Origin of the sequence: Kitasatospora sp. NPDC090308, from assembly GCF_044769485.1 — a bacterium.
Classification (GTDB): domain Bacteria; phylum Actinomycetota; class Actinomycetes; order Streptomycetales; family Streptomycetaceae; genus Kitasatospora; species Kitasatospora fiedleri.
In genome coordinates this window covers 455,017-479,179 of the sequence record NZ_JBIVXY010000005.1, presented here as the reverse complement: position 1 = coordinate 479,179, position 24,163 = coordinate 455,017, and the positions used below count along the sequence as shown (strand labels likewise).

The following is a 24,163-nucleotide window of genomic DNA, read 5'->3' as shown; positions in this document are numbered from 1 at the left end:
CGCACGCCCCTGCGGCCGTTCGCGGGCCGGTCAGCCGGCGTCGTACTTGTCGGCGCGGAACGGGCGGGCGCCCTGGATCTCGCTGCGCAGCATGTTGGAGCGGTTGGCGATCCGGTCGGTGGCGACGTCGTGCTCGTCGAGGAACTCGATGACGGCGGCGTGGATGATGCCGAGGACCGGGCTGGGCAGGTAGATGGTGTCGTCGGACTTGTAGCGGCTGTTCCAGGTCGGGTCGGCCCAGGCCTGGCGCAGGCAGAGCGGTTCGGGGAAGGAGATGCCGCCGCCGAGCCACTTCAGCAGGCCGGGGTTCTTGTGGAACGGGGCGCGGACGGCCTGGCGGACCACCTCGGTGTCGTTGACGACCGGTAGCTGGACGGTGCGGGTCTCCCAGAAGCGGAGCGTCTTGGAGACGTCCTTCTCGGGGGTCTTCGGCTTGCCGGTGAAGTAGCCGTTGATCGGGCCGAGGGTGTGCGGGGTGACGTGGATCTGCAGGTTCTGCGCCAGGACCATCACGTTGATCACGATGGTGGAGACCAACTGGCCCTTGTGCAGGACGAACTGGACGGCGATCCGGTGCCGGGTGTCGGAGCCGAAGCTCTGCTTGCTGGCGAGCTCCTGGACGGCGAAGTCGCGCATCCGGTCGCCGTCCATGTCGGGACCGGAGGGGCGGCCGATCTCGTCGGCGCCCTCGCCGGTGTCCAGCACCACCCAGTGGCTGATCATCGGCTTGGGCAGGCCGCCGTTGGGGACCTCGCTGCTGGTCAGGCCGGAGAGGCGGTCGGCGATCCGGCGGGTCAGGTCGGCGACGTGGAAGACCCGGAAGTCGGGGTGGCCCTCGGCGGGGCGGAGGTCCTCGCGCAGGGACCACTCGGCCCAGCGGGCGCCGATGCCGAGGATGCCCTTGGGCCCGGCGTAGTGCTGGATGTTGGTGTTCTGCTCGGCGCTGAGGCGGTCCAGGCCGGCCTTGAGGGCGTTGGCCTTCTTGTCGAGGTGGTCCTTGGGGACGGCCTTGGGGACGATGGCGGCGACCGGGCTGCCGCCGACCAGGTCGCCCCAGCGGGCGCGCTGCTGGGCGACGCTGTCGACCACGGTGCGCTTGGCGAGGTACCAGCCGAGGACCGGGCCGAGCATCACGATCCGGAAGTAGAGGCCGAGGACGCCGTGGAACGGCGGCCAGAACGCCAGGACCAGCGCCAGACCGAAGACGAGCAGCATGACCAGGGTGCCGAGGAAGCCGTCCAGGCCGGCGGACTTCTTGCCGCTGAGCCAGGCGCGGACCTGGTAGGCGCCCAGCCAGACCAGGGTGCCGGGCAGGAACAGCAGGCCGAACAGCAGGCTGAGGCCGGAGAGCTTGCGGTCCCGGGCCTCGCGCAGGTCCTGGGCGGCGAGGCAGTGTTCGACGACCATCCGGACGTCGGTGCCGTGCGAGGGGACCAGCGGTTTGCGGCCGCCGCCGAGGGTGCGGTCGATCAGGGCGCGGCTGAACGCCTCGCCGGCGCTGGGGCGGAACAGCTCGAACTTGCCGTCCTTGACCGTGACGCCGGTCAGCGCCTCGAGTTCCCTGACGTCGCCGGTGCGGTAGGCGGCGGAGGAGAACGCCTGGGTGACCGCGGTCTGGTTGCCGACGTCCGTCCGCGGTACCTGCGCGCCCGGCGTCATGTCGAGCTGAGTCACCTGTGCAGCTCCTTCTCCCCTGATCGATCTGCGGCAGGTTACCGTGCGGCGGCGGGGCTGTGCGGATCATCGGCTGATCCTGGGTCACATATCGGCCGCGCGCGGCCGTTCCGGGGACATGGTGCCCCGTGCGGGCGGGTTCGACGCCCCCGGTTTGTCGGCCGGTGCCGCGGGGGTGGAGGATCGCGGCATGACGAGTGCGTACGCACCGGGCCCGGTGCTGGTTTTCGACGGCGACTGCGCGTTCTGTTCCAGCTGCGTGCGGTGGGCGGAGCGCTATCCGCGGCAGAGCCTGTCCTCGGCGGGCTGGGAGGCGGTGGCGTTCCAGTTCGCGGACCTGGCGGCGCTGGAGGAGTTCACCGGCGGGGAGGTGACGGCGGAGCGGGTGCAGCGGGAGGTGCTGTGGGTGACGCCGGACCGCCGGGTGTACGGCGGGGCGCAGGCGGTGGCGCGGCTGTTGATGCGGTCGGGCGGGCTGTGGGCGTGGGCCGGCGGGGTGCTGGCGCTGGCGCCGGTGCGGCCGGTGGCGGACGCGGTCTACCGCTGGGTGGCGAGGAACCGGGACCGGATGCCGGGCGGCACTCCGGCGTGCGCGCTGCCGCGGCGTTCCTGACCGGCCGCGCGGTCAGCCGCCGGTGTGCCGCGCGGCGAGGTGGGCGGGCATCGGGGCGTGCCGCAGGTAGGCGCGGGTGAACTGGCCGGTTCCGTGCGACAGCGAGCGCAGGTCGAGCGGGTAGCGGGCGAGTTCGAGTGCGGGGACCTCGGCGCGGACCAGGCTGAGGCCCTCGCCGCCGATCTCGGTGCCCAGGACGTGTCCGCGCCGGGCGGAGAGGTCGGCGAGCACGGCGCCCTGGTACTCGTCGGGGAGCAGGACGCGCACCTCGTCGACGGGTTCCAGGACCTTGACGGCGGTGTGGTCGGCGGCCTCCTTGAGGGCGAGGGCGGCGGCGGTCTGGAAGGCGGCGTCGGAGGAGTCGACGGAGTGCGCCCTGCCGTCGGTGAGGGTGACCTTGACGTCGGTCATCGGGTGGCCGCGCAGGCCGCGGGCGAGTTGGGCGCGCACGCCCTTCTCGACCGAGGGTACGAAGTGGCGGGGGACGGCGCCGCCGACGACGCGGTCGACGAACTCGAAGCCGCCGCCGGGCAGCGGTTCGACGGTGAGGTCGCAGACGGCGTACTGGCCGTGGCCGCCGGACTGCTTGACGTGCCGGCCGTGGCCGTCGGCGGGGGCGGCGAAGGTCTCCCGCAGGGCGACCTCGTAGGGGACGGTGTCGACGTGGACGCCGTGGCGGGTGGTGAGGCGGTCGAGGGTGACGGCGAGGTGGGCCTCGCCGGTGCACCACAGGACGAGTTGGCCGGTGTCGGGGTTCTGTTCGACCCGCAGGGCCGGGTCCTGGGCGGCGAGCCTGCCGAGGGCCTGGGAGAGCCTGTCCTCGTCGGCCTTGGAGCGGGCCTGGACGGCGGTGGGGAGCAGGGCCTCGGGCAGCGGCCAGGGCGGGAGCACGGTGCGGCCGGGGCGGTCGGCGGTGAGGGTGTCGCCGGTGCGGGCGGCGGTGAGCCGGGTGACGGTGGCGAGGTCGCCGGCGACGGCCTGCGGGACGGGGCGCAGTTGGCGGCCGAGCGGGCTGTGCGGGGCGGTGAGGCGTTCCTCGGTGCCGTCGGGGAGCCGGACGGTGGTGTCGGGGCGCAGGGTGCCGGCGAAGACCTTGAGCAGGCTGAGGCGGCCGAGGTAGGGGTCCTCGCCGGTGTGCACGACCTGGGCGGTCACGGGGGCGTCCGGGTCGGCGGCGGGGAGTCCGTCGGTGCGGTCGGCGGGGGAGGGGAAGGCGTCGGCGACCAGGTCGAGCAGGGCGTCGCAGCCGGTGCCGTCGGGGGCGGTGGCGAGGACGGGGTGCAGGGTGCCGGCCAGCAGTTCGCGGCGCAGGCCGGCGGTGAGGGCGGCGGTGTCGAGCCCCTCGCCGTCGAGGTAGCGGGCCAGCAGGGTGTCGTCCTCGCCGGCCAGGGCCTCGACCAGGCGGGCGCGTTCGGCGGCGAGGTCGGGGGCGTCCCCGGGGGTGCCGTGGACCCGGCCGGTGAGCAGGTCGGTGGCGCCGTGCAGGTGTCCGTCGCGCAGGTCGACGTGGTGCAGCGGGCGGACGGTGTCGGGGGTGCCGAGGGTGTCCTGGAGCATCCGCAGCACGTCGTCGAGGCGGACCCGGGCGGTGGTGAGGTGGGTGAGGACGATCGCGCGGGGGAGGCGGGCGTCCTCGCACTGCCGCCACAGGGCGCGGACCGGGCGGGGGACTTCGGGGTCGGCGGCGGAGTGCACGAACAGGGCGGCCTCGGCGGCGCGCAGGGCGGCCTGGAGTTCGCCGGCGAAGTCGGCGTAGCCGGGGGCGTCCAGCAGGTTGACCTTGAGGCCGCGCCAGGGGAGCGGGAGGAGCGCGAGCTGGACGGAGCGCTGCTGCCGGTGCTCGACGTCCTCCCAGTCGGCGGCGGTGGTGCCGTCGGGGACGGTTCCGGCTCTGGTCAGGACGCCGGCGGTGCGGGCGAGCGCTTCGGCGAGGGTGGTCTTCCCGGCTCCGCCGGCCCCGACCAGGGCCACGTTGCGGAGCCGGTCGGGTCGGTCGGCGGGCGGTGCGGGGGTGTGGGCCGTCCGGTCCGGCATGGCTGGCCTCCTGCCGCTCGATCAGCGTGGATACCATTGTCCGGCCGGGCGGGTGCATTCGCGCGGCCGCCCGGCGGGGCATGCGGCCCGCGGGTGCCAATCCGAGGAGCGGAGCGGACCGGAAGGCCATGCTCAACAAGTACGCGCGTGCCTTCTTCACACGTGTCCTCACCCCGTTCGCGGCGATGCTGCTGCGGTGGGGTGTCAGTCCGGACGCGGTCACGCTGATCGGTACGGCCGGTTCGGTGGCCGGCGCGCTGGTGTTCTTCCCGCGCGGGGAGTTCTTCTGGGGCGTGATCACCGTCACGCTGTTCATCTTCTCCGACCTGGTGGACGGCAACATGGCCCGCCAGGCGGGCCGCTCCAGCAAGTGGGGGGCGTTCCTGGACTCGACGCTGGACCGGGTCGCCGACGCGGCGATCTTCGGCGGTCTGGCGATGTGGTACGCCGGGGGCGGGGACAACGACCTGCTGTGCGCGGTGTCGGTCTTCTGCCTGGCCAGCGGCCAGGTGGTGTCGTACACCAAGGCGCGCGGCGAGGCGCTGGGCTTCCCGGTGAACGTCTCGGGGCTGGTCGAGCGGGCCGAGCGCCTGGTGATCAGCCTGACCGCGGCCGGGCTCGCGGGCCTGCACAAGTTCGGGGTGCCGTACATCGAGTGGTTGCTGCCGATCGCCCTGTGGGCGGTCGCGGCGGGCAGTCTGGTGACGGTGGCGCAGCGGATGCTGACGGTGCGCCGGGAGTCGGCGGAGCTGGAGGCGGCGGCCGCCGCCGAGGGGGTCAAGTGAGGGAACGGTTGGTCGCCGCGGCCTACGCGGCCGGGTGGGCGGGGTTGAAGCACCTGCCCGAGCCGGTGGCCCGCGGCCTGTTCGACACCATCGCCGACGTGGCGTGGCGGCGGCAGGGCAAGGGGGTGCGGCAGTTGGAGGCCAACCTGTCGCGGGTCCGCCCGGACGCGGACGCGGCCCGGCTGCGGGAGCTGTCCCGGGCCGGGATGCGCTCCTACATGCGGTACTGGCGGGAGTCGTTCCGGCTGCCGACCTGGAGCCGGGAGCGGATCGCCGGTGCCATAACGGTCAAGGGCCTGGAGCAGCTGAACGAGGCGATGGCGGCGGGCCGCGGCGCGGTGCTGGCGCTGCCGCACATGGCGAACTGGGACCTGGCGGGCGCCTGGATCGCGTCCGCGGGCGGGTTCCCGTTCACCACGGTCGCCGAGCGGCTGAAGCCGGAGTCGCTGTTCGACCGGTTCGTGGCGTACCGGGAGAGCCTGGGGATGGAGGTGCTGGCGCTGACCGGCTCCGACGTCTCGGTGGTCGGGACGCTGGCGCGGCGGCTGCGGGAGGGGAAGCTGGTCTGCCTGGTGGGCGACCGGGACCTCTCCGAGGCGGGCGTCCAGGTGGACTTCTTCGGCGAGCCGACCCGGATGCCGGCCGGTCCGGCGGCGCTCGCCCAGCGGACCGGGGCGGCGCTGTTCCCGGTGTCGCTCTGGTACGACGGGCCGCTGCTGCGGGCCGAGGTGCACCCGGAGGTCCGGCCGTCCGGGGAGGGGTCGCGGCAGGAGCAGGCCGCCGCGATGACCCAGGCGATGGCGGACGTGTGGGCGGAGGCGATCCGCGAGCACGCGGTGGACTGGCACATGCTGCAGAAGCTGTGGCTGGCCGACCTGACCCCGCGGCAGGTGCGGTCGTGAGGATCGGCGTGGTGTGCCCGTACGACTGGGACGTGCCGGGCGGGGTGCAGTTCCACATCCGGGACCTGGCGGAGCACCTGATCCGGCGGGGGCACGAGGTGTCGGTGCTGGCCCCGGCGGAGGACGAGCAGGCGCTGCCGCCGTACGTGGTCTCGGCGGGGCGGGCGGTGGCGGTGCCGTACAACGGGTCGGTGGCCCGGCTGAGCTTCGGCATCCTGTCGGCGGCCCGGGTGCGGCGCTGGCTGCGCGAGGGCCGGTTCGACATCCTGCACGTGCACGAGCCGAACTCGCCGTCGCTGTCGATGCTGGCGGCGTGGGCGGCGACCGGGCCGATGGTCGGGACGTTCCACACCTCCAACCCGCGCTCGCGGGCGATGATCGCGGCCTCGCCGATCCTGCAGCCGGGCCTGGAGAAGATGTCGGCCCGGATCGCGGTCTCCGAGTACGCCCGGCGCACCCTGGTGGAGCACCTGGGCGGCGACGCGGTGGTGATCCCGAACGGCGTGGACGTCCGGTTCTTCGCGGACGCCGAGCCGGAGCCGGCGTGGCAGGGCGGCGCGGCCGAGGGCGGGCCCGGCGGCACCATGGGCTTCATCGGCCGGATCAACGAGCCGCGCAAGGGACTGCCGACGCTGCTGGCCGCGCTGCCGCGGATCCTGGCCGAGCGCCCGGGAGTGCGGCTGCTGGTGGCCGGCAAGGGCGACGAGGAGGAGGCGGTGGCCGGCCTGGCGCCCGAGGTGCGGGCCCGGGTCGAGTTCCTCGGCATGGTCTCGGACCGGGACAAGGCCCGGCTGCTGCGCAGCGTCGACCTGTACGTGGCGCCGAACACCGGCGGCGAGTCCTTCGGCATCATCCTGGTCGAGGCGATGTCGGCGGGCGCCCCGGTGCTGGCCAGCGACCTGGACGCGTTCCGCCAGGTGCTGGACGGCGGCGCGGCCGGCGAGCTGTTCCCGGTCGAGGACGCGGACGCGCTGGCGGCCGCGGCGGTCAAGCTGCTGGGCAGCCCGGAGCGGCTGCTGGCGCTGCGCGAGGCCGCCTCCCGGCACGTGCGGCGCTTCGACTGGGAGACGGTCGGCGCCGAGGTGCTCTCGGTGTACGAGACGGTCACCGACGGGCGGCCCCCGGTGGCCGAGGTCGAACCGTCCGGTCGGCGTCCGCGTCCGAGCCGGTGAACCGCCCCGCCCGGAGAGGGAGTCCCGCATGCCGCTGATCACCGTCGACTACACCGACCGGCTCGCCGACGCCTTCGACCGGCGGGGCTTCGGCCTGGCCCTGAACCGGCTGGCGGTGAAGCTGCTGGACGCCCGGCCGGCCGGCTGCACGACCCGGTTCCGCCGGACCGAGGAGGCGGTGGTCGGGGCGGACGCCGAGACCTTCGCGCTGGTCGTGGTCGGGTTCGAGGTCTTCCCGGGCCGCAGCGCCGCGGCCAAGGCGGCGCTGGGCGAGGCCGTGCTGGCGGCGCTGCCCGGGTACCTGGGGGCGGAGGCCGGGCCGGTGCAGGCCACCGTCCGGGTCGGCGAGCTCGCCCCGGACGGCTACCGCTCGGCCGTCCTCGGGGGCTGAGCCGGTACCGTAGCGCCCCGTGGCTACCTGGATCTGGGCCGTTGCGGCCGTCGCACTCTCCGCCCTCTACCTGAGCTGGACGGCGGGCAGGCTCGACCGGCTGCACGCCCGGATCGACGCCGCCCGGGCCTCGTTGGACGCCCAGCTGCTGCGCCGTTCCTCGGTGGCGGTGGAGCTGGCCACCTCCTCGCTGCTCGACCCGGCCGCGTCGATCCTGCTGCTGGAGGCCGCGCACGCGGCCCGGCAGGCCGAGGACGAGCAGCGCGAGGTGGCCGAGAGCGAGCTGAGCCTGGCGCTGCGGGCGGTGCTGGACGAGCCGGCGCAGGTCGCCGCGGTGCGCGAGGCGCCGGGCGGCGAGGAGGCGGTGCGCGACCTGGTGGAGGCGGTGCGCCGGGTGCCGATGGCGCGGCGCTTCCACAACGACGCGGTGCGGGCGGCGCGGGCGGTGCGCGAGCACCGGCTGGTGCGCTACTTCCGGCTGGCGGGGCGGGCGCCGTTCCCGATGGCCTTCGAGATGGACGACGAGCCCCCGGTGGCCCTCACGCCCGAGGGAGCGCCCGCGTAGGCTGGCAGCGTTTCCTGCCGCACCGGGTCGCTGGCCTGATTGTCGTATGCCGGGGACGGCCCTGGACCATGTGGCGTATGGGTCGTGGTGTCCCCGGGCCTACGATAGACCGATAGCACCGGTTCATCCCTGAGTGAGGTCTTACGTGTCCACCACCCCCACTTCCGCTGAGCAGCCCCAGGTCGGCACCGCCCGGGTCAAGCGCGGCATGGCCGAGCAGCTCAAGGGCGGCGTGATCATGGACGTGGTCAACGCCGAGCAGGCGAAGATCGCCGAGGACGCCGGTGCGGTCGCGGTCATGGCGCTGGAGCGCGTTCCGGCCGACATCCGCAAGGACGGCGGCGTGGCCCGGATGTCCGACCCGAACATGATCGAGGAGATCATCGACGCGGTCTCCATCCCGGTGATGGCCAAGTCCCGGATCGGCCACTTCGTCGAGGCCCAGGTCCTGCAGTCGCTCGGCGTCGACTACATCGACGAGTCCGAGGTGCTCACCCCGGCCGACGAGGTCAACCACTCCGACAAGTGGGCCTTCACCACCCCCTTCGTCTGCGGCGCCACCAACCTGGGCGAGGCGCTGCGCCGGATCGCCGAGGGCGCGGCCATGATCCGCTCCAAGGGCGAGGCCGGCACCGGCAACGTGGTGGAGGCCGTCCGCCACCTGCGCCAGATCAAGAACGAGATCGCCAAGCTGCGCGGCTTCGACAACAACGAGCTGTACGCCGCCGCTAAGGAGCTGCGCGCCCCGTACGAGCTGGTCCGCGAGGTCGCCGAGCTCGGCAAGCTCCCGGTCGTGCTGTTCTCGGCCGGCGGCGTGGCCACCCCGGCCGACGCCGCGCTGATGCGCCAGCTCGGCGCCGAGGGCGTGTTCGTCGGCTCCGGCATCTTCAAGTCGGGCGACCCGGCCAAGCGCGCCGCCGCCATCGTGAAGGCCACCACCTTCTTCGACGACCCGAAGATCATCGCGGACGCCTCCCGCAACCTGGGCGAGGCCATGGTCGGCATCAACTGCGACACCCTGCCGGAGACCGAGCGCTACGCCAACCGCGGCTGGTAGTCGGCCGACGCACGCCCCGCGCGTCCGGCCCGCCGCCCCCGGGGGCGGCGGGCCGCTGCGTGGCGACCCGGATCATCGGTTCGAGAACGAAGAGGTAGTGAGACCGTGAGCACCCCCACCATCGGCGTCCTGGCCCTGCAGGGCGACGTCCGCGAGCACCTGGTCGCGCTGGCCGCCGCCGACGCGCTGGCCCGGCCGGTGCGCCGCCCGGAGGAGCTGGCCGAGGTCGACGCGCTGGTGATGCCCGGCGGCGAGTCCACCACCATCTCCAAGCTGGCGGTGCTGTTCGGCCTGATGGCGCCGCTGCGCGAGCGGGTCGCGGCCGGCATGCCGGTGTACGGCACCTGCGCGGGCATGATCCTGCTGGCCGACAAGATCCTGGACGGCCGGGACGACCAGGAGACCGTCGGCGGCATCGACATGACGGTCCGCCGCAACGCCTTCGGCCGGCAGAACGAGTCCTTCGAGACCGCCATCCCGTTCGCGGGCCTGCCCGGCGACCCGGTCACCGGCGTGTTCATCCGCGCCCCCTGGGTCGAGGCGGTCGGCACGGGCGTCGAGGTGCTGGCCGAGGTGCCGGCCGCGGACGGCCCGGACGCCCGGATCGTCGCGGTCCGCCAGGGCAACCTGCTGGCCACCTCCTTCCACCCGGAGCTGACCGGCGACCACCGCGTCCACGAGTACTTCGTCCGGATGGTCGAGGCCGCCGGGCGCTGAGACCCCACCGCGGGCGTGGTGACCGTGTGCCACCTGACGGTGCGGCACCGGTAGGATCTCCCCTGTTCATTTCCCATTGGCGACGAAAAGGAGCTGGCGATGTCCGGCCACTCTAAGTGGGCTACCACCAAGCACAAGAAGGCCGCGATCGACGCCAAGCGCGGCAAGCTCTTCGCCAAGATGATCAAGAACATCGAGGTGGCGGCCCGCACCGGCGGCGGCGACCCCGCCGGCAACCCCACGCTCTACGACGCCATCCAGAAGGCCAAGAAGAGCTCCGTCCCGATCGACAACATCAACCGGGCCGTCAAGCGCGGCTCCGGTGCGGAGGCCGGCGGCGCCGACTACTCGACGATCATGTACGAGGGCTACGGCCCCAACGGCGTGGCCGTCCTGATCGAGTGCCTCACCGACAACCGCAACCGCGCCGCCTCCGACGTGCGCGTCGCGATGACCCGCAACGGCGGCAACATGGCCGACCCGGGCTCGGTGTCGTACCTGTTCAACCGCAAGGGCGTGGTGATCGTCCCCAAGGCCGACGGCGTGGACGAGGACAAGATCCTCGACGTGGTGCTGGACGCCGGCGCCGAGGAGGTCAACGACCTGGGCGAGGCCTTCGAGGTGATGTCCGAGGCCACCGACATGGTCGCGGTCCGCACCGCGCTGGTCGACGCGGGCATCGACTACGACTCCGCCGACGCCAACTTCGTCCCCAGCATGCAGGTCGAGCTGGACGCCGACGGCGCCCGCAAGATCTTCAAGCTGATCGACGCGCTGGAGGACAGCGACGACGTGCAGAACGTCTTCGCCAACTTCGACGTCTCCGACGAGATCATGGCCGAGCTGGACGCCTGATCCCCCGTCCCCCCTCCGCCCGGTGGCTCTTCGCGGTCGCCGGGCGGCGGCGTGTCCGGGGTGTTGTCGGCGGCCGGGGGTAACCTGCGCAGGTCGGAGAGAGGTGTGGCCGTGCGAGTGCTGGGTGTGGACCCTGGGCTGACCAGGTGCGGGGTCGGGGTGGTCGAAGGGCTGCCCGGGCGGCAGTTGGCGATGCTCGGCGTCGGCGTGGTGCGCACGCCGGCCGAGGACGAGCTCGGCCCCCGGCTGCTCGCCATCGAGCAGGGCCTGGAGTCCTGGCTCGACCGGTACTCGCCCGAACTCGTCGCCGTGGAGCGGGTGTTCGCCCAGCACAACGTCCGCACCGTGATGGGCACCGCGCAGGCCTCCGCCGTCGCCGTGCTCTGCGCGACCAGGCGCGGCATCCCGGTCACGCTGCACACCCCCAGCGAGGTCAAGGCCGCCGTCACCGGCTCCGGCCGGGCCGACAAGGCCCAGGTCACCGCGATGGTCACCCGCATCCTGCGGCTGGACGCCCCGCCCAAGCCCGCCGACGCGGCGGACGCCCTGGCGCTGGCGATCTGCCACATCTGGCGCGGCGGCACCACCAACCGGCTGACCGCCGCGATCAAGGCGCACGGCGCGGGCGGCGGCTCCTGGCACGGCGCCGCGCAGCAGGACGGGCCCGAGCGGCAGGCGGGCGCCCCCCGGGCGGCGTACGGCAGGGCGCCGGGCCGCTCGCGCAGTTCCCCGCGCCCCTGACGGGGCCCGGAGGTCGAGTAGGCCCGCCGCCCCGCCGGGTGCGGGGCGCGGCAAGCAATCGGAACCGTCGAGAGGAACGACTTCACCATGATCGCCTTTGTGCAGGGGCCGGTTGCGGTGGTGGGGGCCGGGGTGGCCGTGGTGGAGGTCGGCGGGGTGGGGATGGCGGTGCAGTGCACGCCGGCCACGCTGGCCCGGCTGCGGGTGGGGGAGGTGGCCCGGCTGGCCACCTCGCTGGTGGTGCGGGAGGACTCGCTGACGCTGTTCGGGTTCGCGGACGACGACGAGCGGGCGACCTTCGAGGTGCTCCAGGCGGCGCCCGGGGTCGGGCCGAAGCTGGCCCAGGCGATCCTCGGGGTGCACTCGCCGGAGGCGCTGCGGGTGGCGGTGGCGGGCGGCGACGAGAAGGCGCTGATCGCGGTGCCCGGCATCGGCAAGGCGAAGGCGGCGAAGCTGCTGCTGGAGTACAAGGACAAGCTCGGCGCCCCGCACGGCACCGTCCCGGCGCAGAAGCCGGTGGCCTCCGGCCCGGCGCCCTGGCACGAGCAGCTGCACTCCGCGCTGGTGGGCCTGGGCTACGCTCCGCGGGAGGCGGAGGAGGCGGTGGCCCGGGTGACGCCGGAGGCCGAGGCGCAGTCGGTGCCGGACGTCGGGGCGCTGCTGCGGCTCGCCCTGCGCGGGCTGAACCGGGCCCGCTGAGCCGGGCCCGCCGAACCGCCGTAAAGCAATGTGGCGATCCGTCGCCAAGTCGACATGGGGAGCAGTCTTCCGATGAGCCCGTACGAGCCCGAGCCCGTTGACGGTCTGCTGGCGGCGTCCGCCGACGGCGAGGACCAGGCGGTGGAGGCGGCGCTGCGGCCCAAGCTGCTGGAGGAGTTCATCGGGCAGGAGCGGGTGCGCGAGCAGCTCTCGCTGGTCCTCCAGGCGGCCCGCAAGCGCGGCGCGGCGCCGGACCACGTGCTGCTCAGCGGCCCGCCCGGACTGGGCAAGACCACCCTGTCGATGATCATCGCGGCGGAGCTGAACGCCCCGATCCGGATCACCTCCGGCCCGGCGATCCAGCACGCGGGCGACCTGGCGGCGATCCTGTCCTCGCTGACCGAGGGCGAGGTGCTGTTCCTCGACGAGATCCACCGGATGTCCCGGCCCGCCGAGGAGATGCTGTACATGGCGATGGAGGACTTCCGGGTCGACGTGATCGTCGGCAAGGGCCCGGGCGCCACCGCGATCCCGCTGGAGCTGCCGCCGTTCACGCTGGTCGGCGCGACCACCCGGGCCGGGCTGCTGCCGCCGCCGCTGCGCGACCGGTTCGGCTTCACCGGGCACATGGAGTTCTACGCCCCGGCCGAGCTGGAACGGGTGGTGCACCGCTCGGCGGGTCTGCTGGACGTGGAGATCGACCCGGCGGGCGCGGCCGAGATCGCCGGGCGCTCGCGCGGCACGCCGCGGATCGCCAACCGGCTGTTGCGCCGGGTGAGGGATTTCGCGCAGGTCCGGCACGACGGCCTGGTCACCCGGGAGATCGCCGCGCGGGCGCTGGAGGTCTACGAGGTGGACGCGCGCGGCCTGGACCGGCTGGACCGGGCGGTGCTGGAGGCGCTGCTGAAGCTGTTCGGCGGCGGTCCGGTGGGCCTGTCCACGCTGGCGGTGGCGGTGGGCGAGGAGTCGGAGACGGTCGAGGAGGTGGCCGAGCCGTTCCTGGTCCGGGAGGGCCTGCTGGCGCGCACCCCGCGCGGGCGGATCGCCACCGCGGCGGCCTGGCGGCACCTGGGGCTGACCCCGCCGCCGGCGCCCGGCGGTCCGAGGCCGGGCCGGGGCGGGCAGCAGAACGGGCTGTGGGCCGACGGCCAGGCATAACTCGGCCGCCTTATCGGGAGTTTATGTGCATGCCAAGGCTCGCCACTTCCGGCGGCACACTGGCATGCTTGGCGTTGTCCGTTCAGTGCGGGTCGCCTAGACTCCGCCGGACCGCCCCTCTCACCCGACGGGCCGACGTATACGCACTGGTCGCCGAGAGCGGCCGCAAAGGACCCTGGCCGTGAACCTGATCATCCTCATCCTCCCGCTCCTCGCGATCTTCCTGATGTTCCGCTCGCAGAAGAAGCGACAGGCCCAGGCGCAGACCATGCAGTCCGCGCTGCAGCCGGGATCGGGAGTGCGCACCATCGGCGGCATGTACGCGCTGGTGAAGGCGGTCAACGACGAGACGGTCGAGCTGGAGGTCGCCCCCGGTGTGGTGGCCCACTACACCAAGGGCGCGATCGCGGCCGTCCTGGAGCCGCTCGAGTACGACGCGATCATCAACGGCCGCCCCGTCGAGGACGAGGCCGAGGAGGCCGTCGACGCGGATGCCGACGAGAAGCCCCTGAGCCTGTCCAAGGACGAGGCGAAGGCCGACGCCGAGGCTCCCGAGAGCAAGTAGTACGGTCGGGGGCACCCTCGACCAGCGGCATCCGCCGCAAGCCCAACAGGACCTCTTGGGCCGTCGTGCGTCCGCCGCCTTCCGCCCCCGCCAGCGCGGGGCCGGAGGCCGGCCGCCGGGCGGCATGGACAGGGAGAAACGAGCAAGGTGGCAACACCCAAGTCGCGGTCGCGCGACGGATACCCGGGACGGGCGCTGGCGCTCATCCTGGTGGTCACCGTCGGCCTTGTGGCCCTCATGTTCGGGACGGGCAACACCAAGCCCCGTCTCGGTATCGACCTCGCCGGTGGCACCAGCGTCACGCTGACCGCAAAGTCGGACGACCCCTCCGCGGTCAACAAGACCAATCTGAACACCGCGGTCGGCATCATCCAGAAGCGCGTCAACGGCATGGGCGTCTCCGAGGCGGAGGTGCAGACCCAGGGCAATGCCAACATCATCGTCAACATTCCCGACGGTGGTAACACGCAGCAGTCCATCGACAAGGTCGGCGACACCGCCAAGCTCTACTTCCGCCCGGTGCTGGCCGCCGAGCCGTCCGGCGTGGCCACGCAGCCGGCCGACCCGTCCGCCTCCCCGGACGCCGCGGCCTCCGCCGCCCCGAGCGCGGGCGCCTCGGCCTCGGCCGGTGCCTCCGCCGCTGCGGGCTCCTCCGGCGCGGCCTCCGCCCCGGCGTCCGCCTCCGCGTCCGCCAGCAAGGCCGGCCGCGCCCTCTCCGGCGCGCTCCAGGCCGACCCGACGGCCTCCGCGAGCGCCGGCGCCTCCGCGCCCGCCGCCGACCCGGGCGCCGCCGCCTCCGCGCCCGCCGCCGACCCGGCCGCCGCGCCCACCCCGGACCCCGCGACCGCCGCGCTCCAGCAGCAGTACGCCGCGCTGGACTGCTCGGTCAAGGAGCAGCGCAAGAACTACCAGACCAGCGACCAGACCGCGCCGGCCCTGGCCTGCTCGTACGACGCGGAGCAGGGCCTCTGGTACAAGTTCGTGCTCGGCGGCGTCGCGGTGAACGGCTCGGACGTCACCAAGGCGCAGGCCGTGTACGACACCCAGACCGGCAAGGGCTGGATGGTCGACCTGTCGTTCAACGACGCCGGCTCCAAGGCCTTCGCCTCCACCACCGGCCAGCTGGCCACCCAGTCCTCCCCGGCCAACCAGTTCGCCATCGTGCTGGACGGCCAGGTCGTCTCCCACCCGTACGTGCAGGAGTCGATCACCGGCGGCAGCGCCGTGATCAACGGCAGCTTCACCTCGGACGACGCCAAGTCGCTGGCGAACGTGCTCAGTTACGGCGCGCTCCCGCTGGACTTCGTGAAGAGCGACGTCACCACCGTCTCCCCGCAGCTCGGCTCCGAGCAGCTGAAGGCCGGCCTGATCGCCGGTCTGATCGGCATGCTGCTGGTGGTCGCGTACTCGCTGGTCTACTACCGCGGCCTGGGCCTGATCTCGATCGCCGGCCTGGTCGTCTCGGGCATCCTGACCTGGTCGATCATGAGCCTGCTGGGCGCGGGCATCGGCTTCGCGCTGAACCTGCCCGCGGTCTGCGGCGCGATCGTCGCGATCGGCATCACCGCGGACTCCTTCATCGTGTACTTCGAGCGCATCCGGGACGAGGTCCGCGAGGGCGCCCAGCTGCGGGCCGCCGTGCAGCGCGCCTGGCCGCGGGCCCGGCGCACCATCCTGGTCTCGGACTTCGTCTCCTTCCTGTGTGCCGCGGTGCTGTACCTGGTGTCGGTCGGCAAGGTGCAGGGCTTCGCCTTCACGCTGGGCCTGACCACCCTGCTCGACGTCGTGGTGATCTTCCTGTTCACCAAGCCGCTGATCAGCCTGCTCGCCCGCACCAAGTTCTTCGCCTCCGGCCACCCGCTGTCCGGCCTGGACCCGAAGCGGCTCGGCGCCCGTCCGCCGCTGCGCGGCTCCCGCCGCCGTCCCACCACGACCCAGGAGGTCTGACCCATGTCGCTCCGCAACATCGGTCACCGCCTCTACCAGGGCGAGGTCTCCTTCGACTTCGTGGGCAAGCGGAAGATCTGGTACTCGATCTCCGCGGTGATCGTCCTGGTGGCCGGCATCGGCCTGGCCCTGGGCCTGCACCTGGGCATCGAGTTCAAGGGCGGCTCGGTCTACACCGTGCACAAGCCCGGTCTGAGCGCCTCCCAGGCGAAGGACACCGCCGACCGGATCATCGGCTCGCACACCGCCCTGGTGCAGACCACGGACAAGGGCGACGTCCGGATCCAGGTCAGCGCCCAGGAGTCGATCCCGGCGACCACCTTCACCAAGGAGTTCTCCGAGGCGGTCGGCGTCCAGGAGAAGGACGTCAACGCCCAGGTGATCGGCCCCTCCTGGGGTGCCGACATCTCCAAGAAGGCACTGACCGGCCTGATCGTCTTCATGGTGCTGGTCACCGTCTACATGGCGATCGCCTTCGAGTGGCGGATGGCGGTGGCCGCCCTGGTCGCCCTGATCCACGACCTCCTGATCACCATCGGCGTCTACGCCCTGGTCGGCTTCGAGGTCACCCCGGGCACCGTGATCGGCTTCCTGACCATCCTCGGCTACTCGCTCTACGACACGGTCGTCGTCTTCGACACCGTGAAGGAGAACACCCGGGGCCTCACCAAGCAGTCCCGCCGCACCTACAGCGAGGCCGCCAACCACGGCCTCAACCAGACCCTGGTGCGCTCGATCAACACCACGGTGGTGGCCCTGCTGCCGGTCTCCGCGCTGCTCTTCATCGGCGGCGGCCTGCTCGGCGCCGGCACCCTGAACGACATCTCGCTGGCCCTGTTCATCGGCCTCGCGGCCGGTGCCTACTCCTCCATCTGCGTGGCCACCCCGCTGCTCGCGCAGCTCAAGGAGCAGTCCCCGGACATGAAGGCGCTGGCCAAGCGGGTCGCCCAGCGGCGCGCCTCGGAGGCCAAGGCCGCGGCCGAGGCCGAGGCCCGGGGTGAGGACCCCGACAGCGCGGAGGTGACCGGGGACGAGGTTCCGGCCGGTATGGTCGGACAGCGTAACCAGCCGGCCGGCCGCGCCCGAGGCAAGGGCCGGCCGTCCGGCAAGCGCTGACCCCCCGCGAAGGAACCCCCGTGACCTCCACCACCGACCCCGTCCTGTCCGAGCTGCTCAACAGCCGGATCCGGGACGTGCGGGACTACCCGAAGCCGGGTGTCCTGTTCAAGGACATCGCCCCCCTGCTCGCCGACGCCGAGGCGTTCGGCGTGCTGACCCGGGCGCTGGCCGGACGGGCGAAGGAGCTCGGCGCCACCAAGGTGGTCGGGCTGGAGGCGCGGGGGTTCGTGCTCGCCGCGCCGGCCGCGTTCGCCGCGGGCCTCGGGTTCGTCCCGATCCGCAAGAAGGGCAAGCTGCCCGGCGAGGTGTTCTCCCGCTCGTACGACCTGGAGTACGGGTCGGCGACGCTGGAGGTGCAGTGCGACGCGTTCGAGCCCGGCGAGCGGGTGCTGGTGGTGGACGACGTGCTGGCCACCGGCGGGACGATCGCCGCGTCGCTCGACCTGGTCCAGGAGGCCGGGGCGGAACTGGTCGGCGTGGTGGTGCTGATGGAGCTCGCCTTCCTGCCGGGGCGCGCGAAGCTCGCCGCGCACCTGCACGGCGCACCGCTGGAGACGCTCGTCGTGGTGTGACACCGCGCTGTTCGAGGGCCGCCCGGGAACACGACCGTTCCCGGGCGGTTCTCCGTTCGAGGCGGGCGCGCCGCCGCAGGGGGGCGCACTGTCGGTACGATGAAGGTTGATCCGACGTAGGAGTGTCCTTGCCCGACGAGGTTGTGCCCACGGCCGCTGCCGCCAGTTCCCGCTCTTCGCAGGGCGGGATGCGGGCTCGGCTCGCCCGGCTGGGCGGACAGCGCAGTTCGATGGTCAACCCGGTGCTGGAGCCGCTGTTCCGGACGATCCGGGCGAACGACCCCAAGGCCGACCCGGGGCTGCTGAAGGACATCGAGCGGGCGTACGCCGTCGCGGAGAAGTGGCACCGCGGGCAGAAGCGCAAGAGCGGCGACCCGTACATCACCCACCCGCTGGCGGTGGCCACCATCCTGGCCGAGCTGGGGATGGACGCGCCGACCCTGATGGCCGGCCTGCTGCACGACACGGTGGAGGACACCGACTACGGCCTGGAGACGCTCCGGCAGGACTTCGGCGGCTCGGTGGCGCTGCTGGTCGACGGCGTCACCAAGCTGGACCGGGTCAAGTTCGGCGAGGCCGCCCAGGCGGAGACCGTCCGCAAGATGGTCGTGGCGATGGCCAAGGACCCGCGGGTGCTGGTGATCAAGCTCGCCGACCGGCTGCACAACATGCGCACGATGCGCTACCTCAAGCGGGAGAAGCAGGAGAAGAAGGCCCGCGAGACGCTGGAGATCTACGCCCCGCTGGCGCACCGGCTGGGCATGAACACCATCAAGTGGGAGCTGGAGGACCTGGCCTTCGCCATCCTCTACCCCAAGATGTACGACGAGATCGTCCGGCTGGTGGCCGAGCGCGCCCCCAAGCGCGACGAGTACCTGGCCACCGTGATCGACCAGGTGCAGGGCGACCTGCGCGGGGCCCGGATCACCGCGCAGGTGACCGGTCGGCCCAAGCACTACTACTCGGTCTACCAGAAGATGATCGTCCGGGGCCGGGACTTCGCCGAGATCTACGACCTGGTGGGCATCCGGGTCCTGGTCGACACCGTCCGCGACTGCTACGCGGCGCTGGGCACCATCCACGCGCGGTGGAACCCGGTGCCGGGGCGGTTCAAGGACTACATCGCGATGCCCAAGTTCAACATGTACCAGTCGCTGCACACCACGGTGATCGGCCCCGGCGGCAAGCCCGTCGAACTCCAGATCCGCACCTTCGACATGCACCGCCGCGCCGAGTACGGCATCGCCGCGCACTGGAAGTACAAGCAGCGCGCGGTGGCCGGCGCCTCCAAGGTGCGCACCGACACCCCCACCCACGGGCGGCAGCACGACAAGGCCGACGCGGTCAACGAGATGGCCTGGCTGCGGCAGCTGCTGGACTGGCAGAAGGAGACCGAGGACCCGAGCGAGTTCCTGGAGTCGCTGCGCTTCGACCTGTCCAGCAACGAGGTCTTCGTCTTCACCCCGAAGGGCGACGTGATAGCGCTGCCCGCGCAGGCCACCCCGGTGGACTTCGCGTTCGCGGTGCACACCGAGGTCGGCTACCGGTGCATCGGCGCCCGGGTCAACGGCCGGCTGGTGCCGCTGGAGTCGACGCTGGAGAACGGCGACACGGTGGAGGTGTTCACCTCCAAGGCGGAGAACGCCGGCCCGTCCCGGGACTGGCTGAGCTTCGTCAAGTCGCCCCGGGCCCGGAACAAGATCCGCGCCTGGTTCTCCAAGGAGCGCCGCGAGGAGGCGATCGAGCAGGGCAAGGAGGCGATCGCCCGGGCGATGCGCAAGCAGGGCCTGCCGATCCAGCGCATCCTCACCGGGGACTCGCTGGTCACCCTCGCCCACGAGATGCGCTACCCGGACATCTCCTCGCTGTACGCGGCGATCGGCGAGGGCCACGTCGCCGCGCAGGCGATCGTGCAGAAGCTGGTCCAGGCGATGGGCGGCGAGGAGGGCGCGGTCGAGGACCTCGCCGAGACCGCCACCCCCTCGCACCAGCCGCGCGCGATGCGCCGCCGGGCCAAGGGCGACCCGGGCGTCATCGTCAAGGGCGTGGACGACGTCTGGGTGAAGCTGGCGCGCTGCTGCACCCCGGTGCCCGGCGACCCGATCGTCGGCTTCATCACCCGCGGCAACGGCGTCTCGGTGCACCGCGCGGACTGCGTCAACGTGGAGTCCCTCCAGCAGCAGCCCGAGCGGATGATCGAGGTCGAGTGGGCGGCCACCCAGTCCTCGGTGTTCCTGGTCGCCATCCAGGTGGAGGCGCTGGACCGCTCCCGGCTGCTCTCGGACGTCACCCGGGTGCTCTCCGACCAGCACGTCAACATCCTGTCGGCGGCCGTGCAGACCTCCCGCGACCGGGTCGCGATGAGCCGGTTCACCTTCGAGATGGGCGACCCCAAGCACCTGGGCCACGTGCTCAAGGCGGTGCGCGGCGTCGAGGGCGTCTACGACGTCTACCGGGTCACCTCGGCGCGCAACAGGTAGCCGCGGGTCCAGCGGCCCCCCGGCCGCTCCGGTCGCCGCCCGCCCCCGCCCCGCCGACACTGGCCGGGTGGGGGCGGTCGGCTTTCCGGGAGGCAGCGTGCACGGCGTACGGCTCAGGACGGCGGCGGTCGGCGCGGCGGCGGCCGCGGCGCTGGTGGCCGGCTGCGGCAGCGGCTCGGGCGGCTCCGGCGGCCCGGCGGCGAGCGGCACCGGCAGCGCGGTGACGGCCACCGCGGCGGCGGCCTCCGCGCCCGGGGACAACGGGGTGGCCGGGCTCCCGGCCGACCAGGCCCTCCAGCGGGCGGTGCAGGGCCTCCGGGACGCGGGCGCGGTCCGGACGGCCGGCACGCTGAGCACCCAGGGCGCGCGGATCCGGGTGGACCTGCGGCTGAACGCCGCCGGCGACTGCACCGGCACGCTCGGCCAGCTCGGCGTCGGCAGCTTCGAGGTGGTCAAGGCCGGCCCGCAGCTGTGGGTGAGACCCGACCAGGAGTTCTGGCAGACCCACGGCGGTTCGGCGATGTCCGACCGGGTCGGCGACCGCTACCTGCGGACCACCAGCGACAACCCGGACTTCGCCGAGATCACCGAGCTGTGCGACCTGACCGCGCTGGCCGACCGGCTCGGCAGCGCGGGGAGCGGCGTGACCCGGGGCGAACCGGCCACCGTGCAGGGCCGCCCCGCCCTCGCGCTGAGCGGCGGCTCCGGCACCGGCACCCTGTACGTGGCCACCACCGGCGCGCCGGTGCCGCTGGAGCTGGAGCAGGACACCGGGAAGGTCGAGTTCAGCGAGTTCGGCACCCCCGTCCCCAGCGCCACCCCCGGGCCCGACCAGAGCCTGGACCTGGACCAGCTGGAGTCGCCCGCCGCCTCGCCCTCGGTGGTGTGACCCCGCGCGCGGAGGCCCCGTACGCGGAGGTCCCGTACGCGAAGGGCCCGTACGCGAAGGGCCCCCGTCCGGCGCGGACGGGGGCCCTCTCGGCGGCACCGGGTCAGGAGGTGAACTCCTGGAGCGACTTCTGGGCCTGGTCGAGCAGCGCCTGGCGGCCCTCCAGCTCGGCCTCCAGCTTGGCGGCCCGGGACGCGTTGCCCGCGGCGCGGGCCTTGTCCAGGTCGGCGCGGAGCTTGTCGACGGCGGCCTGCAGCAGGGCGGTCATGCCGGTGGCGCGGGCCCGGGCCTCCGGGTTGGAGCGCTGCCACTCGGCCTCCTCGGCCTCGCGGACGGCGCGCTCCACCGCGTTGAGCCGGCCGTCCAGCTTCGGGCGGGCGTCGCGCGGGACGTGGCCGATCGCCTCCCAGCGCTCGGAGACCTCGCGCAGCGCGGCCTTGGCGGCCTTCAGGTCGGTGATCGGCAGGATCGCCTCGGCCTCGACCAGCAGCGCCTCCTTGGCCTTCTGGTTCTCGCCCTGCTCGGCGTCGCGCTCGGAGAACGCGGCGGACCTGGCCTGGAAGAAGACGTCCTGGGCGCCGCGGAAGCGGGCCCACAGCTCCTCCTCCGCGTCCCGCTGGGCGCGGCCAGCGGCCTTCCACTGGGTCATCAGGTCGCGGTAGGCGGCGGCCGTCGGGCCCCACTCGGTGGAGCCGGACAGCGCCTCGGCCTCGGCGACCAGCTTCTCCTTGACCGAACGGGCCGATTCGCGCTCCGAGTCGAGCGCCGCGAAGTGCGCCTTGCGGTGCTTGGAGAAGACCGAGCGGGCGTGCGAGAAGCGGTGCCACAGCTCGTCGTCGCTCTTGCGGTCCAGCCGCGGCAGCGCCTTCCAGTTGTCGACCAGGGCGCGCAGCCGGTCCCCGGCCTCCCGCCACTGGTCGGACTCGGCGAGCTGCTCGGCCTCGGCGACCAGCGCCTCCTTGGCGGCGCGGGTCTCCTCCTGGGCCTTGGCCCGGGCGGCCTTGCGCTCGCTCTGCCGGGTCTCGATCTCGCCGGCCAGGGTGTCCAGGCGGGCGGCGAGCCCGGCCAGGTCGCCGACCGCGTGCGCCTCGGCGACCTGGGCGCGCAGGTGCTCCAGCGCGGCCTGCGCCTCCTTGGCGGCCAGGTCGGTCTTGCGCACCCGGTGCTCCAGGAGGGCGGTCTCCGCCTCCAGGCCCTGGAACTTGCGCTCGAAGTAGGCGAGGGCCTCCTCGGGGGAGCCGGCCTGCCAGGAGCCGACCTGGCGTTCGCCGTCGGCCGTCCTCACGTAGACGTTCCCCTGCTCGTCGACACGGCCCCACGGGTCGCTGCTCACAGCGCCTCCTCCACATGACGCCACGCCCACGGGCGGGAGCGTCGTCCACAGTTGATGTGCGGCGGACCGATGGAGCCCGCCGTCCCGAGCCGCCGTTGTTCTCGCGCCGAGGGTGACGGCCGACGGTCTGGGCACCCTATACAACAGCAACATAGGCGACCAGCGCCGGTGCTGTCCGCATCCGGCGCCGGTCGATTTTCGCGGCGGGTCAGCCCTTCGCGGCGGTGATGCTGGTGATGTTGACCGGAGTGGCGGGCGCGCCGTCGCCGCCGCCGCCCTGGACACCGGCGTCGGCGATCTTCTGCAGCACGTCCAGGCCGCCGGTGATCTTGCCGAACGGGGTGTAGCTGGGGGGCAGTTGGGTGTCCTTGTAGACCAGGAAGAACTGGCTGCCGTTGGTGTTCGCGCCGGAGTTGGCCATCGCGACGGTGCCCGCCGGGTAGGTCGCGCCGGTGAGGTTCTCGTCCGCGAACTGGTAGCCCGGGCCGCCCGTTCCGGTGCCGGTCGGGTCGCCGCACTGCAGGACGTAGATGCCCTCCGTGGTCAGGCGGTGGCACTTGGTGCCGTCCCAGAACTGCTGACCGGCCAGGAAGACGAAGGAGTTGACGGTGTGCGGGGCCTTCGCCGCGTCCAGGCTGAAGGTGACCTTGCCGGCCGAGGTGTCCATCGTCGCGGTGTACGCGGCGGCGGTGTCGATCGACATCGCGGGCTCGGTGGCCCACTGCTTGCCGCCGGCGGACGGGGACGGCGCGGCGGAGGCGGCCTTGTCGTCCTTCTTCTTGTCCGAGTCGAACACGCCCGCGGCGACGCTGGAGACGCCGCCGATCACCACGACGGCCAGCACCCCGGCGACGATCGCGTTGCGCTTCCTGCGCTTGGCGGACGCCTCGGCGCGCGCCTGCATCTGGCGCTCGTACTTCTCACGGGCGAGCTGCCGTCGCCGCTGTTCGCTGCTGACCACCGGACGTGTCTCCTGGGATGTGTAGTGGGGGGACTTCGAGCTGGCGTGCACGGATCATCGCACCCGTCGGCGGCCCAGTGTAAGGACCCCGCGCGTCAGGACGGGATCAGCGCGAGATGAGAAAGCCCTGAACGCACCGGACAACCGGTTCGCCCGCGGCCCGGTGCCGCCGGTAGGCTGCGGGGGAAAAGCAGACCGCCACCGCATGAACGAAGGACTCGCGTGTTCGTCGCCGGATTCCCCGCCGGGGCCTGGGGCACCAACTGCTACCTGGTCGCACCCGCCGCCGGCGAGGAGTGCGTGATCGTCGACCCGGGCCACGAAGCGGCCGACGGCGTCGAGGAGTTGATCCGCGAGCACCGGCTCAAGCCGGTCGCGGTGCTGCTCACCCACGGACACATCGACCACGTCGCCTCGGTGGTCCCGGTCTGCGGCGCGCAGGGCGTACCGGCCTGGATCCACCCCGAGGACCGCTACATGCTGGCGGACCCGGAGAAGGCGCTCGGGCGCTCGCTCGGGCAGCAGCTGATGGGCTCGATCACCGTCGGGGAGCCGGACGACGTCCGCGAGTTGACCGACGGCGGCGTGCTGGAACTCGCCGGGCTCCACCTCACCGTCGACCACGCCCCCGGCCATACCGGGGGGTCGGTGACGTTCAGGACGCCCGCCGCACCGGACGTCCCGCCGGTGCTCTTCTCGGGCGACCTGCTGTTCGCCGGCTCCATCGGGCGTACCGACCTCCCGGGCGGAGACAGCGCGGCGATCATGCGCTCGCTGGCCCGGGTGTGCCTGCCCCTCGACGACGCGACCGTGGTGCTCTCCGGCCACGGCTCCCAGACCACCATCGGCCGAGAGCGCGCCACCAACCCCTACCTCCAGCAGGCGGGCGGTGCGTTCGGCGCGCCGGCCTTCCCGCGACGAGGAATGTGACGGA

Annotated in this window: 22 protein-coding genes and 1 pseudogene; 19 read left to right on the top strand and 4 right to left on the bottom strand. The window is 73.0% G+C overall.

Going from position 1 to position 24,163, the window contains the following annotated elements; all coding sequences use genetic code 11:
- Window positions 1–30: 30 nt before the first annotated feature.
- Complete coding sequence (locus ACIQVD_RS15375) at window positions 31–1,674, bottom strand: hypothetical protein (protein WP_400689579.1); 1,644 nt, start codon at window positions 1,672–1,674, stop codon at window positions 31–33.
- A 190-nt stretch (window positions 1,675–1,864) separates the two neighbouring features.
- On the opposite strand from ACIQVD_RS15375, the gene ACIQVD_RS15370 reads away from it, so the two are divergent.
- On the top strand, window positions 1,865–2,287 hold the full coding sequence (locus tag ACIQVD_RS15370) for a thiol-disulfide oxidoreductase DCC family protein (protein WP_402289345.1): 423 nt from the start codon (window positions 1,865–1,867) through the stop codon (window positions 2,285–2,287).
- Window positions 2,288–2,299: 12 nt separating this feature from the next.
- Here ACIQVD_RS15370 and ACIQVD_RS15365 read toward each other — a convergent pair whose 3' ends face one another.
- Window positions 2,300–4,321, bottom strand: a complete 2,022-nt coding sequence (locus tag ACIQVD_RS15365) for an elongation factor G (protein ID WP_402289342.1) — start codon at window positions 4,319–4,321, stop codon at window positions 2,300–2,302.
- Between the two features lie 128 nt (window positions 4,322–4,449).
- Between ACIQVD_RS15365 and pgsA the strand changes: the two genes are divergently transcribed.
- From pgsA to ACIQVD_RS15280, 17 genes and pseudogenes are all read left to right on the top strand, one after another.
- Window positions 4,450–5,106, top strand: a complete 657-nt coding sequence (gene pgsA, locus ACIQVD_RS15360; protein ID WP_400689571.1) for a phosphatidylinositol phosphate synthase — start codon at window positions 4,450–4,452, stop codon at window positions 5,104–5,106.
- Window positions 5,103–6,008 (top strand): phosphatidylinositol mannoside acyltransferase, encoded by a 906-nt coding sequence (locus ACIQVD_RS15355; RefSeq protein ID WP_400689568.1) that lies wholly within the window; start codon window positions 5,103–5,105, stop codon window positions 6,006–6,008. The genes pgsA and ACIQVD_RS15355 overlap by 4 nt, the downstream gene beginning before the upstream one ends.
- Complete coding sequence (locus tag ACIQVD_RS15350; protein ID WP_400689565.1) at window positions 6,005–7,180, top strand: glycosyltransferase family 4 protein; 1,176 nt, start codon at window positions 6,005–6,007, stop codon at window positions 7,178–7,180. The genes ACIQVD_RS15355 and ACIQVD_RS15350 overlap by 4 nt, the downstream gene beginning before the upstream one ends.
- 28 nt (window positions 7,181–7,208) lie before the next feature.
- On the top strand, window positions 7,209–7,571 hold the full coding sequence (locus ACIQVD_RS15345; RefSeq protein ID WP_400689562.1) for an isomerase: 363 nt from the start codon (window positions 7,209–7,211) through the stop codon (window positions 7,569–7,571).
- Between the two features lie 19 nt (window positions 7,572–7,590).
- Entirely contained in the window at window positions 7,591–8,136 is a 546-nt protein-coding gene (locus ACIQVD_RS15340; RefSeq protein WP_100835292.1) for a hypothetical protein, read from the top strand.
- A gap of 145 nt (window positions 8,137–8,281) precedes the next feature.
- Entirely contained in the window at window positions 8,282–9,193 is a 912-nt protein-coding gene (pdxS, locus tag ACIQVD_RS15335; RefSeq protein WP_033211561.1) for a pyridoxal 5'-phosphate synthase lyase subunit PdxS, read from the top strand.
- 105 nt (window positions 9,194–9,298) lie between these two features.
- Window positions 9,299–9,910 carry a pyridoxal 5'-phosphate synthase glutaminase subunit PdxT gene (gene pdxT / locus ACIQVD_RS15330; protein ID WP_100835290.1) on the top strand — a complete coding sequence of 204 codons (612 nt, stop codon included), beginning with the start codon at window positions 9,299–9,301 and terminating at the stop codon, window positions 9,908–9,910.
- A 99-nt stretch (window positions 9,911–10,009) separates the two neighbouring features.
- Window positions 10,010–10,765 carry a YebC/PmpR family DNA-binding transcriptional regulator gene (locus ACIQVD_RS15325; protein WP_014134592.1) on the top strand — a complete coding sequence of 252 codons (756 nt, stop codon included), beginning with the start codon at window positions 10,010–10,012 and terminating at the stop codon, window positions 10,763–10,765.
- 111 nt (window positions 10,766–10,876) lie between these two features.
- Window positions 10,877–11,506, top strand: a complete 630-nt coding sequence (gene ruvC / locus ACIQVD_RS15320; protein WP_400689556.1) for a crossover junction endodeoxyribonuclease RuvC — start codon at window positions 10,877–10,879, stop codon at window positions 11,504–11,506.
- 87 nt (window positions 11,507–11,593) lie between these two features.
- Window positions 11,594–12,205 carry a Holliday junction branch migration protein RuvA gene (ruvA, locus tag ACIQVD_RS15315; RefSeq protein WP_100835289.1) on the top strand — a complete coding sequence of 204 codons (612 nt, stop codon included), beginning with the start codon at window positions 11,594–11,596 and terminating at the stop codon, window positions 12,203–12,205.
- Between the two features lie 72 nt (window positions 12,206–12,277).
- Entirely contained in the window at window positions 12,278–13,363 is a 1,086-nt protein-coding gene (gene ruvB / locus ACIQVD_RS15310; protein ID WP_282205078.1) for a Holliday junction branch migration DNA helicase RuvB, read from the top strand.
- A 181-nt stretch (window positions 13,364–13,544) separates the two neighbouring features.
- Window positions 13,545–13,928 (top strand): preprotein translocase subunit YajC, encoded by a 384-nt coding sequence (gene yajC, locus ACIQVD_RS15305; RefSeq protein WP_233533830.1) that lies wholly within the window; start codon window positions 13,545–13,547, stop codon window positions 13,926–13,928.
- A 147-nt stretch (window positions 13,929–14,075) separates the two neighbouring features.
- Window positions 14,076–15,875, top strand: a complete 1,800-nt coding sequence (gene secD, locus ACIQVD_RS15300) for a protein translocase subunit SecD (protein ID WP_400689551.1) — start codon at window positions 14,076–14,078, stop codon at window positions 15,873–15,875.
- Window positions 15,876–15,878: 3 nt separating this feature from the next.
- Entirely contained in the window at window positions 15,879–16,991 is a 1,113-nt protein-coding gene (gene secF, locus ACIQVD_RS15295) for a protein translocase subunit SecF (protein ID WP_111555886.1), read from the top strand.
- A gap of 20 nt (window positions 16,992–17,011) precedes the next feature.
- Window positions 17,012–17,566 carry an adenine phosphoribosyltransferase gene (locus tag ACIQVD_RS15290; RefSeq protein ID WP_400689547.1) on the top strand — a complete coding sequence of 185 codons (555 nt, stop codon included), beginning with the start codon at window positions 17,012–17,014 and terminating at the stop codon, window positions 17,564–17,566.
- A gap of 185 nt (window positions 17,567–17,751) precedes the next feature.
- Window positions 17,752–20,046, top strand: a pseudogene (locus ACIQVD_RS15285) (RelA/SpoT family protein); the annotation flags it as partial.
- A 97-nt stretch (window positions 20,047–20,143) separates the two neighbouring features.
- Window positions 20,144–20,935, top strand: coding sequence for a hypothetical protein (locus ACIQVD_RS15280; RefSeq protein ID WP_400689544.1), 792 nt, complete (start codon window positions 20,144–20,146; stop codon window positions 20,933–20,935).
- Between the two features lie 103 nt (window positions 20,936–21,038).
- Here ACIQVD_RS15280 and ACIQVD_RS15275 read toward each other — a convergent pair whose 3' ends face one another.
- Window positions 21,039–22,268 carry a DUF349 domain-containing protein gene (locus tag ACIQVD_RS15275; protein ID WP_400689541.1) on the bottom strand — a complete coding sequence of 410 codons (1,230 nt, stop codon included), beginning with the start codon at window positions 22,266–22,268 and terminating at the stop codon, window positions 21,039–21,041.
- A 208-nt stretch (window positions 22,269–22,476) separates the two neighbouring features.
- Window positions 22,477–23,229, bottom strand: coding sequence for a peptidylprolyl isomerase (locus ACIQVD_RS15270; RefSeq protein ID WP_400689538.1), 753 nt, complete (start codon window positions 23,227–23,229; stop codon window positions 22,477–22,479).
- 222 nt (window positions 23,230–23,451) lie between these two features.
- Here ACIQVD_RS15270 and ACIQVD_RS15265 point away from each other — a divergent pair, with 222 nt between their 5' ends.
- Entirely contained in the window at window positions 23,452–24,159 is a 708-nt protein-coding gene (locus tag ACIQVD_RS15265) for an MBL fold metallo-hydrolase (RefSeq protein WP_400689535.1), read from the top strand.
- The last annotated feature ends 4 nt before the right edge of the window (window positions 24,160–24,163 follow it).